Below are 12,605 nucleotides of genomic sequence, written 5' to 3'. Positions count from 1 at the left end.
CCCGATCTTCCCCTGCCTCCTGAAGGGATTTGCCGCCATGCCGACCACAAGTTCGCCCCGACACCTTGCCCGCTGCCGCCAGCGGACCGGCCTTGCCGGGCTTTTGCTGACCACCTGCCTGATCGCAATCGCCCCGCCCGCCCATGCGCAAGAGGAAGAGCCGGTCTTTCTCGGCACCATCGTCGTCACCGCCAATCGCAGCGAGCGCCCGGTTTCCGCGATCCCCGGCGCAGTCCAGGTGATCGGCGAAGCCGAGATCACCACCCAGATCGAACAGGGCGGCGATGCGACCAGCCTGCTGGCGCGGCTGGTGCCGGGCTTCAGCTTTGGCAATCAGACGCTTTCGGGCGCGTCCGAGACGTTCCGGGGCCGCAGCCTTCTGGTGATGGTGGATGGCGTGCCACGCAACACGCCCTTGCGCGACAGCTCGCGGACGCTGTCGCTGATCGACCTCGCCTCGGTCGAGCGGATCGAGGTGATCGGCGGCGCCTCCTCGCTTTATGGCGCGGGGGGCACCGGGGGCATGGTCAACTTCATCACCCGGTCGGGCGCCAATGCCGATGGCACCGCGCGCGTCACGGTGGACCTGCGGGCCAAAGCCTTCACAACCGATATCGGTGCCTCGATCGCGCCCGAGCTTTCGGTCCAGGTCGACCAGAAGATCGGTGCCTTTGACTATGCCTTTACCCTGTCAGGCTGGCAAAGCCGCGAGACGTTCGACGGCGATGGCAATCTTCTGCCCTCGGACCCGATGCTGGGCCAGGGCGGCGGTGACCATACCAAAGCCGCCAATCTGGGTCTGCGCCTTGGCTATGATATCGACGATGCCAAACGGATCGAGCTGAGCTTTGAACAGGTCCGCCTCGACCAGAGGCCGGAATATTTCACCAGCTACACCGTTTCGCCGGTCGCGCCGGATCTGAGCCGCCCCTATTACGGCAAGCCGGTGACCGAGGATTCCAACTATCTGACGCTGCGCTACACCGATCAGGATTTCGCCCTCGGCAAGCTCGCGGTCACCTTTTCCCGCAATGACGTGATGAAGCGGTTTTCGTTCAACGTCTTTGATCCGGTGGTCAATACGCTGGTCTATTACAGCGGCAATCCGGCCGATCCGACCGCCGATTACAACCAGTCGGAACTGGAAAGCCTGCGCAACACGCTCACGGTGGCCATCGACAGCCCGCTGACCATTTTCGGGCGTGAAGCAGGGCTGAGCTGGGGCTTTGAGGCCGGAACGGACGAGACAAGGCAGAATGCAATCAACGGCCAGGCGATTTCGACGCCGCTCGACAGCGACAGCCGGGCGCTCTTTGCGCAGCTGACCCTGCCGGTGAATGACGCGTTGACGCTTTCGGGCGGCATCCGGTACGACCATTACGATCTGACGGTCGGCAATTTCTCGCGCCCGCGCGCCTATTACTACTTTCCGGCCTATCGGGTCGGGCTGGATCTGGCCCCGGTCAGCGTGACCGGCGGCGAATTCACCTTCGAAGAATTCACCGGCAATCTGGGCTTCACCTGGAAACTCAGCGAGGCAACGCAGCTGTTCGGCGGCTGGTCCCAGGGCTATTCGCTGACCGATATCGGCAGCTTTACCCGCCGCGCCGGGATGAATTCGGTGGCCGAGATCTGCACCGCTTACGGCAATGACAACCCGCTGATTGCCGGCGCCTATGGCTGCAGCACCCCCGGAACCTATGCGCTCTCCTATGCCGATATCGGGCCGAAGCCGCAGGTGGTGGACACCTGGGAGATCGGACTGCGTCACGAGGAAGAGACCTGGAACGGCCAGATCTCGGCCTGGTATTCGACATCGGATGAGGGGGTGAATTTCAACCCGGTCACCAATCAGGTCAGCCAGCAGCGCGAAGAGATCTGGGGTATCGAGGCCCAGGGCATGTATGCCCTTTCCGACGCGACGGTTCTCGATGGCATGATCGCCTATCGCGAGGGCCGCGTTGACAAAAATGGCGACGGGAATGTCGACGCCTGGATCGGCAATAACCGGATCGGCTCGCCGTTGCGGGCGCGGCTCGGGGTGACGCAGGAGTTCGGGAATGGCTGGCGGGCCCGGGTCGAGGCGCTGCACCTGGCGGGCCGTGACCGCGCGCCGGGCGAGATCGATCTGCAAAGCGTCAACCTGGTCAATGCGAGCGTGTCGAAACAGATCGGGCCCGGGCTGTTCTCGGTCGCGGTCGAAAACCTCTTCGACAAGGGTTACGCCAACCCCACCGCCACCGCCACGCGCAATGTCGACAGCATGGGCCTCGGCCGCACAGTGACCGTCGGATACCGGGTTTCGTTCTGATATGATCCATTTTGGCCGCCATGCGGCGCGGGATATGGCTTCGGCTTTGTCCCTGCGCTTCCAGCCACCTCAGGATATCACCGACAGCGCCGGCTACCTGGCGCTGTTCGACCGGCTCGCCCGCCATGACTGCCCCTTCGTGCTCTATTCCGATCTGAGGGGCTTCCGTCTTGATCACGACGGCGAGGTGGCGCAGAACCAGCTGGCCAAAGCCAGCCGTGCGGCCACCGCCGAGCGGATCCGGGGGCTGGTGCTCGTCACCGATACCCCGACCGAGCGCAAGCGGGCCGCCTTCTCGCAATTCTGGTCTATCCCCGTCGAGGTTTATGATGACCAAAGCATCGCCGAGGCCGCTTTCCTCGCCCTCCATGACCGGCTTTTCGCAGACAGGTGAGACCCTGCCCGGCCCGATGCGCCGCTATGCGGTTCTGGCCGCGCTGTATATCGCGCAGGGGGTGCCGTCCTATGTTGTCGCTGCCGCCGTGCCGCCGATCCTGCGCGAAAACGGGGTGTCGAAAGAAGCGATCGGGATGCTGGCGCTGATCATGCTGCCTTTGGCGCTGAAATTCCTCTGGGCGCCCTGGATCGAACGCTTCAATCCGCTGCGCGCCCTTGGGCCAAGGCGGGGCTGGATCGTGCCGATGCAGCTTGCCACCGCCTTGTGTATCTTCGCCCTCGCGCTGATCGCGCCGACCAATATCCCGGCGCTGTTTGTCATCGGCCTCACGCTGGCGCTGACAACATCGACCCAGGACATCGCCACCGATGGCTATGCGGTGCTGACCCTGGCACCACAGGAACGCGCCACCGGCAATGCGATCCAGGGCGGCGCGGTTGCCGCATCGGTTCTGATCGGCGGCACGGCCAGCCTGTTGATCTACCAGCATTTCGGCTGGCAGGTGACCATGATCATCATGGGCTTTGTCACGCTTCTGCCGCTGATCATCCTGCCATGGATGTATGAGGATCAGGTCCGCCCGGCCCCACGCCACCGGCCCTCGATCCGGGCCTTCCTCGCCCGCCCCGAAGCGCTCAGCGTCCTCGGCCTTGCGCTCTTCTACCGCGCCTCGGAAGGGCTCGTGAAAGCGATGGAAGGTGCCTATCTCGTCGATGCCGGAATGCCGCTTGACTGGATCGGCTATCTCTCGGGCGCGGCCGCGGCGAGTGTGGGCCTGGGTGGCGCGGCCCTTGCGGCGATCCTGGTAAAGGGCCGCGGCGCACATCAGACGCTGGTGCTTTTGGGCAGCCTGCGCAGCCTGTGTTTTGCAATTTTCACGCTGCATGCCTTCGGCGTTCTCGGAGGCCTCTACCCGGTCGGAGCAGCGGCAGTGTTCCAGACCCTGATCCGCTATATGGAAATCGTGGCGCTTTATTCGCTGTTCATGCAGGTCTGTTCCTCGGACCAGCCCGGAACCGATTTCACCCTGCTCGCCTGTGCGCAAATGATCGTCTATCAGTTTGGCGGCGTTGCCTCGGGCTTTATCGCTGCAAAGCTCGGCTATGGTGGCCTTTTCCTGATCGCCACGCTGATCTCGATGGCCGCAACCGCCGGAACGCGCTGGCATGGGACCAGAAGCGCCCATGTAAGCGTCAGGACCTGAAGCCAGCCCGGCATAGGGGTCAACCATCTGGTATATAGGTTATTTCCTTCGTCGCCACCGCTGGCGGCACCATCGTCTCGGCCTTTGTGATCGGCGTGGCGCCGGCTGGTCTGGTGATCCTGGGCGCCGTGGTGATCGCTCAGCCCCAGCACTGGCCTGAGGCCAGGGTCGCGTGACGCGCCCGGGCTTCTGTGCTGTAATCACCTGGTCTCGCTGCGGCTGAGGAAGGCGGTGATCCGGCTTTGCGCCTCTTCGCCTTCCCAGCATCTGGCAAGGGCCGCGACGGAAAGCGCGGCCCCGTCCGGGCCCGGCACAGCCGGGTCGCGGCAGAACTCTTTGGCCATCGCGACCGCGCCGGGCGTGGTCCGCAGCACGGCTGTGGTGATTTCCGCGATATGCTGATCGAGATCCGCCGCCGGGCAGGCCTGGTACAAAAGCCCCGATCTCAGCGCGAAATCCGTACCAAAGGTCGCACCGGTGAAAAAGATCTGCCGCCCCATGCCCGGGCCGGTCTTGCGCAGAACGAACGGCCCGATGGTCGCCGGGATCAGCCCGAGCCGCGTCTCGGTCAGCGCGAAACGAACGCCCTCGGCGGCAATCGCGAGATCACAGACCGAAATCAGCCCAAGCCCACCGCCCCAGGCATTGCCCTGGATACGCCCGATCAACGGCTTTGGCATCTCATCCAGCGTGCTCAGCATGGCGAAAAGGCCCTGCGCCGCCTGGGCCTTGCCGGCGGCATCGGCCTCCTGCTGTTCGCGCATCCAGTCGAGATCCCCCCCGCGCAGAATGTCGGCCCCTCTGCGGCAAGGATCACCGCCCGGACCGCCGGATCTTTGCCCAGGGTCATCGCGGCCCCGGTCAGTTCGGCCATCATGGTCGCATTCATCGCATGATGTTTCTGCGGCCGGTCCAGCGTCACCGTCGCGATGCCCTGCGCATCGGTTGCGACCCGGATGGTGGAGAAGCCGCTCATGAACCAGCCCCCTCTTTCAGTTTGAGACGAATGTACTCTTCGGCGCGTGCCAGCGCCGTCAGATCCAGGCCGGTCACCCAGCCCGCGCTTTCCAGATGCCGCGCCAGCAGGGTGGTCGAGACATTCCCTTTGGCACCCGGCGCATAGGGGCAACCGCCCAGCCCCGCGATCGAGCTGTCAAACACCCTGAGCCCCGCCGCCAGCGCCACATCGACATTGGCAATGGCCTGTCCGCCGGTATCGTGGAAATGCCCGGCAAGCCGTGCCGGATCCAGCCGGAGCAGCAGCACTGCCAGCAGCCGGTCGATATCCTGAGGCACCGCGCGGCCCAAAGTGTCGCCCAGTGAGACCTCATAGCAGCCAAGGCTGAACAGCGCTTCGCTTACCGACAGCGCCGCTCCGGGGCGCACGTCCCCCTCATAGGGGCAATGGGTGATGCAGCTCACATAGCCGCGCAGCGCGACCCCGGCCTCTTGCGCCAGGGCCGCGACCGGCGCGAACCGCGCAAGGCTCTCGGCAATCGAACAGTTGATATTGCGCTGCGAAAAGCTCTCGGACGCCGAGGCGAAGATCGCGACTTCGCGGACACCGGCGGCCAGCGCAGCCTCCATCCCGCGCAGGTTCGGGGTCAGGGCGGCATAGATGACGCCGGGCGCGGGCGCGATCCCCGCCATCACCGCACCCGCATCCGCCATTTGCGGCACCCAGCGGGGCGAGACGAAACTCGCCGCCTCGATATGGGTCAGGCCGGTCTGCGAAAGCATATCGATCAGCGCGATTTTTGTCGCGGTCGGCACGAAACCCGGCTCATTTTGCAAGCCATCCCTCGGCCCGACCTCGTAGATGCGGACCGCTTTTCCCGACTTTTGGGTCATCGCTTTCTCTCCTCAGCCCGGCGGGGTGAAACCGAGCATCCGCCCCAGCTTCGAGCTGTAGAACTGCCCAAGGATTCCGCGGCGGAACAACAGGACGCAGGCCATGAACACGACCCCGGTGATGATGGTGACCGGGAAGTCCGAGGTCGCCAGCCCATTTCCAAGCGCCACGATCAGCCCGGCCCCGGCCACCGGCCCGAGAATGGTGCCGATCCCGCCCAGAAGGTTCATCAGGATCACCTCGCCCGACATTTGCCAGGTCACATCTGTCAGCGTCGCAAACTGGAACACGAGCGCCTTCAGCCCGCCCGCAAGCCCCGCCAGCGCCGCTGACATCACGAAAGCGCCCAGCTTGTAGCGCGCGACTGAGAGACCCAGCGAGACCGCACGCTGCTCATTCTCGCGAATGGATTTCAGCACCATCCCAAAGGGCGAATGCACGAACCGCCAGATCACCGCCATGCCGATCAGGAAGACCGCCAGCACGAAATAATACATGGTCATCGTGTCCGAAAGGCTGATCAGCCCAAAGACATTGCCGCGCGGCACCGATTGAATGCCATCCTCGCCATGGGTGAACGGCGCCTGGATGCAGAAGAAGTAGAACATCTGCGACAGCGCCAGCGTGATCATCGCGAAATATATCCCCTGGCGGCGGATCGCGAGGAGGCCGAACAAAAGCCCGAGCGCCGCCGCACCGATGACACCGACCAAGAGGCCAAGTTCAGGCGTCAGCCCCCATTCCTTCATCGCATGGGCGGTGAAATAGGCCGCGCCACCGAAAAACGCCGCATGGCCAAAGCTGAGGAGGCCGGTATAGCCGAGGAGCAGGTTGAAGGCCGCCGCGAAAAGCGCAAAGCACAGGAACTTCATCATGAACAGCGGGTAGACCAGCAAGGGCGCCACCAGCAGCAGGGCGACCAGCGCGATCAGCAAAAGGCGGCGGATGGTGATGGCCTGGCGGATCGGCCTGACCTCGTCAGAAACAGCCCCGGCGGCGGATGTGGGATGGGACATTTCAGGCCTCCTTTCCGAACAGACCGGCAGGCCGGACCAGAAGAATGATCGCCATGATCACGAAAATGACGGTGCTCGACGCTTCGGGGTAGAAGACCTTGGTCAGCGCCTCGGCGATGCCCAGGAGATAGCCGGTGAAGATCGCGCCAAGGATTGACCCCATGCCGCCCACCACGACCACGGCGAAGACGACGATGATCAGATGCGACCCCATCAAAGGCGAGATCTGGTAGATCGGCGCCGCCAGCACACCGGCAAAACCTGCAAGCCCAGCGCCCAGCCCGTAAGTCAGCGTCAGCAAAAGCGGCACATTCACCCCAAAAGCCTGCACCAGCTGCGGGTTTTCGGTCGCGGCGCGCAGGTAGGACCCCAGTTTCGTGCGCTCGATCACCAGCCAGACCGCAAGGCACATCACCAGCGAAGCCACCACCACCCAGGCGCGGTAGATCGGCAGCATCATGAACCCAAGATTGACCGTGCCCTTCAGCAGCTCCGGCACCGGATAGGGCGAGCCCGAGACGCCGAAGAACCAGCGAAACACCCCTTCCAGCGCCAGCGCGAGGCCGAAGGTGAACAAAAGCCCATGCAGGTGGTCAAGCTCGTAAAGGCGGCGCAGGAACAACCGCTCAACGAGCACGCCGCTCAGCCCCACGATCAGCGGCGCAAGGATCAGTGCAAACCAGTAATTCACCCCCAGCAGCGTCAGCAGCAAAAGCGTGGTGAACGCGCCCAGCATATATTGCGCGCCATGGGCAAAGTTGATCACCCTGAGCAGGCCGAAGATCACCGCGAGGCCAAGGCTGAGAAGCGCGTAGAAAGAGCCGTTGATCAACCCGACCAGCAGCTGACTCATCAGTGCCTGGAGGGGGATACCGAAAACCATGATCATGGAGCTCTCCTCTTACACGCCCAGCACGCGGGCCAGGGCCTCGCGATGCTGTGCCAGCTCGGCCACCGGGAAGTCTTCGGTGATGCGGCCGTGATCCATCAGGCAGAAACGGTCGGCGACCTTCTGGGCGAAACGGAAGTTCTGCTCGACGAGCACAATGGTCAGCCCGCGCGATTTCAGCGTTTTCAGCACATCGCCGATCCGTTCGATGATGACGGGGGCAAGCCCCTCGGTCGGCTCGTCCAGCAGGATACAGGTGGCGCCGGTGCGCAGGATGCGGGCGATTGCCAGCATCTGCTGCTCGCCCCCCGAAAGCCGCGTGCCCTGCGAACGCCTGCGTTCCAAAAGGTTCGGGAAGAGATCATAGATCTCGTCAAGGCTCATGCCGCCCGGCGCCACCATCGGCGGCAGCATCAGGTTTTCCTCGACGCTCAGCGCCGAAAAAATGCCGCGCTCTTCGGGCACAAAACCAAGCCCCGCTTTCGCGACCCGGTGCAAAGGCACCGTCATCAGATCGGTGTCGCCCAGCCGGATGCTGCCAGTGCGCTTTTTCAGGATGCCCATAATGGCGCGCAAAGTCGTGGTCTTGCCCATGCCATTGCGGCCAAGAATGCAGAGGGTTTCCCCCGCCTTCACCGTCAGACTGACACCATGGAGGACATGGCTTTCGCCATACCAGGCCTCCAGATCCTTTACCTCGAGACAGGTGGTCATGGTTCCTCCGTGCCCATATAGGCGCTGCGGACGCGGGGGTCGGCGGCGACGCTTGCGTAATTGCCGGATGCGATGACCTCGCCGCGCTGCAAAACGGTGACCTGGTCACAGATATCCGCCACGACCGAGAGGTTGTGTTCCACCATCAGCACGGCGCGGGATTTGCCCAACTCGCGGATTACACCCGCAACCATCTGCACATCCTCCTGCCCCATGCCCGCCAGCGGCTCATCCAGCAGCAAAAGCTTTGGGTCCAGCGCCAGCGTGGTTGCGATTTCCAGCACGCGTTTGCGGCCATAGGACAGATCGGTTGCGCGGTGGTTGATCCAGGGCGTCAGGCCGAATTGTTCAACCAGCTCGGTTGCGCGCGGGGTCAGCCGGTCCAGCGCCTTCATCGGCAGCCAGAATTGCGTGGCCAGCCCATTGGGGCGCTGCAACGCGGTGCGGATGTTTTCCAGCACCGTCAGATGCGGAAACACTGCCGAGATCTGGAACGACCGCACCATCCCCATCCGTGCCACGCGGTCAGGGGTCATCGCGGTGATATCCTCGCCCATCAGCGTGATCGTGCCAGAGGTCGGGCGCAGAAACTTGGTCAGCAGATTGAAAACTGTTGTCTTGCCCGCGCCATTTGGCCCGATCAGCGCATGGATCCGCGCATGTTCCACATCAAGATCGACATTGTTGACGGCGGTGAAACCGGCAAATGTCTTGCCCAGCCCGCGCGCGGAAAGAACGGCGCGGGCGGGCCCGGCCTTGGGTAACGGGGTCATTCGGGTCTCCTCGACATGCGGGGGGCCTGACGGCTGGCAAGATTGCGGATCTGGCAACGGCTCCGCGAAAAACGCAGCGGCGGCCTGACTGTCAGCATCCTGCCTTCGCTGGGATGATCGGTTTCACAAAACAGGCCGGTCGCCTGGACATGAGGATCCCGGGCAAGGTCTTCGAAACGGTTTACACGCGAACAGGGGATTTGCAGCGGTTCCAGCAGGTCGAGCCAGTCCTGAACCTTGCGGCTTTGCAGCAGCGACGCAAGCCGTTCGTAAAGCGTGGCGATCATGGCGGCGCGCGCGCGGTCATCGGTCAGCGCTGGCTCAGTTGCCCAGTCCTCGCGCCCGGCGGCGCGGAAAAATGCCTGCCAATGCCCGCCGGAATAGGGCATCACGGCGATATAGCCATCCGCCGCGCGGTATGGGCGCCGCCAGGGGGTCAGCAGCCGCTGATAGCCCGCGGGCCCCTCAGGCGGAATGAAGCTCAGCCCCGCCAGATGCTCTACCGCCAGGAATGACACCATGCTTTCAAACATCGGCACCTCGACAGCCTGGCCCTGGCCGCTGCGTTCGCGTTCAAACAGCGCCGAAGTGATGGCCGAGACCGCGAAAAGCCCCGCCGTCTTGTCGGCCACGATGGTCGGCGCATAGGCGGGACCGTCGGTCCCCGGCATCAGCCCCGCCCAGCCGCTCGCGGCCTGAATGATATCGTCATAGGCGGGGCGGTCGCGGTAAGGCCCGTCCTGACCAAAGCCCACAATCGCGCAATAGATCAGCCGCGGAAAGCGGGGCCCGAGTGTCTCCGCATCCAGCCCGAGCCTGCGCGCAGCCCCCATCCGCATATTATGGACAAAGACATCCGCTCCGGCGATCTCTTCCATCAGCCTTGCGTGATCGCCCGGGTCTTTCAGATCCAGCGTCACCAGATCCTTGTTGCGGTTGCAGTTGAGGAACGCCGCCCCCATGCCGGGGCTGCGGGCCGGACCTGGGGCGCGCATGATATCGCCCCCCGGTGCCTCGACCTTGATGACCTGCGCCCCCAGATCGCCCAGCATCTGCGTGGCAAAAGGCCCGGCGATCACGGTGGTCAGGTCAAGAATGCGGATGCCTGCAAGCGGGCCAGCCATCTTCGCCCCCCTCAGCGCGCGGTAAAGCCGCCATCGACCGGCAGCGCCACGCCGGTGACGAAGGATGCATCATCCGAGGCCAGCCAGAGCGCGGCATGGGCGACTTCCTCTGCCTTGCACAGCCGCCCCATCGGGACTGCGGTCATCATCCGGGCCTGGTTGGCCTCGGCCTCGGCCGGATCGCCGGAACGCCCGGTGAAACCAAGCTTCATCGGCGTGTCTGCCAGCCCCGGGCAGACGACATTCACGCGCACATTATCCGCCGCAAAACGCTGCGCGAGGGATTTCGTCAGGCCGACCACGGCGAATTTCGCCGCCGAATAGACCGGGCTGAACATCGACCCGACCAGACCCGAGACCGATGAGGTGAAGACGATCGAGCCGCCGCCGGCCTTGCGCATATGGGCGATGACCTCGCCCGCCGCCAGCGTGGCGGAGGTGACGTTCAGCGTCATGGCAAGGTTATAGGCGTCAACATCCAGCGCCTCGACGCCGCCCGGGCCGGGGATGCCGGCATGGGCCCAGAGCACATCAACCCCGCCCAGCAACGCCGCACCTTCATTGATGGATGAGCGCATTTCTTCGGGTTTCGACAGATCGGCGCGGATCGTGTGCAGCCGGTCGCCCGCCGCGAGATCGGCGCTCAGCGCGGCAAGGCCCGCCTCGCTGACATCGACGGCGACGACACTGGCGCCTTCGCGCAGGAACAGCTCGACCCCGGCGCGGCCCATGCCCGAGGCGGCGGCGGTGACGATGACGCGTTTGTCTTTCAGGCGCATGATGGCCCTCCTCTTGATGGCAGCTCAGTCGGCATAGGCGTCGGGGAAACGCCCATGGGTGCTGATGATGGTGGTTTTGGTTTCCAGATAGCTGTCGAGCGCCTCGACCCCGTTCTCGCGGCCCCAGCCGCTGGCGCCGAAGCCGCCATAAGGGGTGGACCAGCGGATAAACCGGTAGGTATTGACCCAGACCATGCCCGCGCGGATCTTTGCGGCCACGCGATGCGCGCGCCCGGTATCGCCGGTCCATAGCCCCGCCGTCAGACCATAACGGGTGTCATTGGCGATGCGGACGGCGTCGTCTTCGTCGTCAAAGGGGATCAGCGCTGCCACGGGGCCAAAGATCTCATCCTGAGCGATGCGCATATCGTTGGAAACGCCCGCGAAAACCGTCGGCTGCACGAAGTAGCCATTGCCATGGATACCACCCGAAAGGCGCTCGCCGCCCGTGATCAGCTCGGCGCCGTCTTCCTTGCCATAACCGATATAGGCAACGGTTTTTTCCAGCTGCGCCAGATGCGCCTGCGGCCCCATATGGGTGTTTGCATCACACGCCGGGCCGACCCGCACGCGGGCTGCACAGTCGCGGAACCCTGCCACCACGCGGTCATAGACAGACCGCTGCACCAGCACGCGCGAGCCGAGTGCGCAGCTTTGACCACATAATGTCCAGGCCGAATTGGTTGCCGCATTCAGCGCCTGGTCGATATCGGCATCGTCGAAAATGATATGCGGAGACTTGCCGCCCAGCTCGAACGTAAAGCGTTTCATCGTTTGTGAACCAACATTCACAATCGCCCGGGCAGTGCCGCCCTCGCCAGTGAAGGCCACCTTGTCGACGCCCGGATGCGCCACCAGCCATTCCCCGACATCGCCGCCGCCATAGCCCGGCACGATATTCACCACGCCCGGCGGGAAGCCTGCGGCCTCAAAGAGCCGCCCCAGCTCCAGCGTTCCGACCGGGGTTTGCTCCGCCGGTTTCAACACCACGGTGCAGCCCGCCGCCAGCGCGGGGCCAAGCTTCCAGGCCGCCGCCATCAGCGGCACATTCCAGGGAGTGATTGCCGCGACAACTCCAACCGGCACGCGGCTTGTGAAAGCGTGAACCGTATTGTCAAAGGGGATCGTCCGCCCCGAAGCCTTATCGGCCAGCGAGGCCCACCAATGATAGCCGTTGTGATGGCTGCCAATATCGGCCCGAGCCTCGCGGATCGCACGACCGGAATCACGCGCTTCCAGTTCGGCCAGTTCGCCCGCCCGCGCCTGGTAAAGATCGGCGAACCGGCGCATCAGGGCCGCGCGTTCATGGCCGGGCATCGTGCCCCATGGCCCCTCAAGTGCCGCCCGCGCCGCCGCCACCGCGCGATCAACATCGCCGCGCCCGGCCCGCGCCACCAAAGCCCAGACCGCACCGGTCGAGGGATCGATGCTTTCGATCATGCCGCCTTCTTCCGGCAGCACCCATTCGCCACCGATGTAAAGCCTGTCGAAACGCAATATGTCGCTATTTGCCGGTGTCACGGGCATCGGGGTCTCTCGTTTGTCA

General features: G+C 64.2%; 11 protein-coding genes and 1 pseudogene. 3 read left to right on the top strand and 9 right to left on the bottom strand.

Annotated features, from left to right (window positions below; translation table 11 throughout):
• Window positions 1–37 precede the first annotated feature (37 nt).
• From QNO18_RS03850 to QNO18_RS03840, 3 genes are read left to right on the top strand one after another with little or no spacing between them, the layout of a single operon-like run.
• Window positions 38–2,311: a TonB-dependent receptor gene (locus QNO18_RS03850; RefSeq protein ID WP_283176607.1), complete on the top strand. Its 2,274-nt coding sequence runs from the start codon at window positions 38–40 to the stop codon at window positions 2,309–2,311.
• Between the two features lies 1 nt (window position 2,312).
• Complete coding sequence (locus QNO18_RS03845) at window positions 2,313–2,705, top strand: hypothetical protein (RefSeq protein WP_092900414.1); 393 nt, start codon at window positions 2,313–2,315, stop codon at window positions 2,703–2,705.
• Complete coding sequence (locus tag QNO18_RS03840) at window positions 2,641–3,912, top strand: MFS transporter (RefSeq protein ID WP_283176606.1); 1,272 nt, start codon at window positions 2,641–2,643, stop codon at window positions 3,910–3,912. Before QNO18_RS03845 ends, QNO18_RS03840 begins: the two co-directional genes overlap by 65 nt.
• Before the next feature lie 200 nt (window positions 3,913–4,112).
• Here QNO18_RS03840 and QNO18_RS03835 read toward each other — a convergent pair.
• From QNO18_RS03835 to QNO18_RS03795, 9 genes and pseudogenes are all read right to left on the bottom strand, one after another.
• Window positions 4,113–4,801: pseudogene (locus tag QNO18_RS03835) on the bottom strand (enoyl-CoA hydratase-related protein).
• An 83-nt stretch (window positions 4,802–4,884) separates the two neighbouring features.
• Complete coding sequence (locus QNO18_RS03830; protein ID WP_283176605.1) at window positions 4,885–5,763, bottom strand: hydroxymethylglutaryl-CoA lyase; 879 nt, start codon at window positions 5,761–5,763, stop codon at window positions 4,885–4,887.
• Between the two features lie 12 nt (window positions 5,764–5,775).
• Entirely contained in the window at window positions 5,776–6,780 is a 1,005-nt protein-coding gene (locus QNO18_RS03825; RefSeq protein ID WP_283176604.1) for a branched-chain amino acid ABC transporter permease, read from the bottom strand.
• 1 nt (window position 6,781) lies between these two features.
• On the bottom strand, window positions 6,782–7,669 hold the full coding sequence (locus QNO18_RS03820) for a branched-chain amino acid ABC transporter permease (protein WP_283176603.1): 888 nt from the start codon (window positions 7,667–7,669) through the stop codon (window positions 6,782–6,784).
• A gap of 12 nt (window positions 7,670–7,681) precedes the next feature.
• Window positions 7,682–8,383 (bottom strand): ABC transporter ATP-binding protein, encoded by a 702-nt coding sequence (locus QNO18_RS03815; protein WP_283176602.1) that lies wholly within the window; start codon window positions 8,381–8,383, stop codon window positions 7,682–7,684.
• Window positions 8,380–9,156 (bottom strand): ABC transporter ATP-binding protein, encoded by a 777-nt coding sequence (locus QNO18_RS03810; RefSeq protein ID WP_283176601.1) that lies wholly within the window; start codon window positions 9,154–9,156, stop codon window positions 8,380–8,382. The genes QNO18_RS03815 and QNO18_RS03810 overlap by 4 nt, the downstream gene beginning before the upstream one ends.
• Window positions 9,153–10,280 (bottom strand): CoA transferase, encoded by a 1,128-nt coding sequence (locus QNO18_RS03805; protein ID WP_283176600.1) that lies wholly within the window; start codon window positions 10,278–10,280, stop codon window positions 9,153–9,155. Before QNO18_RS03805 ends, QNO18_RS03810 begins: the two co-directional genes overlap by 4 nt.
• 11 nt (window positions 10,281–10,291) lie before the next feature.
• The gene (locus tag QNO18_RS03800) at window positions 10,292–11,059 is read right to left on the bottom strand and encodes an SDR family NAD(P)-dependent oxidoreductase (protein ID WP_283176599.1); all 768 of its coding nucleotides are present in this window, start codon (window positions 11,057–11,059) and stop codon (window positions 10,292–10,294) included.
• Between the two features lie 24 nt (window positions 11,060–11,083).
• Window positions 11,084–12,586, bottom strand: coding sequence for an aldehyde dehydrogenase (locus QNO18_RS03795; protein WP_283176598.1), 1,503 nt, complete (start codon window positions 12,584–12,586; stop codon window positions 11,084–11,086).
• Window positions 12,587–12,605: the final 19 nt, after the last annotated feature.

Source organism: Gemmobacter sp. 24YEA27 (assembly GCF_030052995.1).
Lineage (GTDB): Bacteria > Pseudomonadota > Alphaproteobacteria > Rhodobacterales > Rhodobacteraceae > Pseudogemmobacter.
Note: the sequence above shows the minus strand (reverse complement) of the source record. Positions and strands in the feature narration are given on the sequence as shown.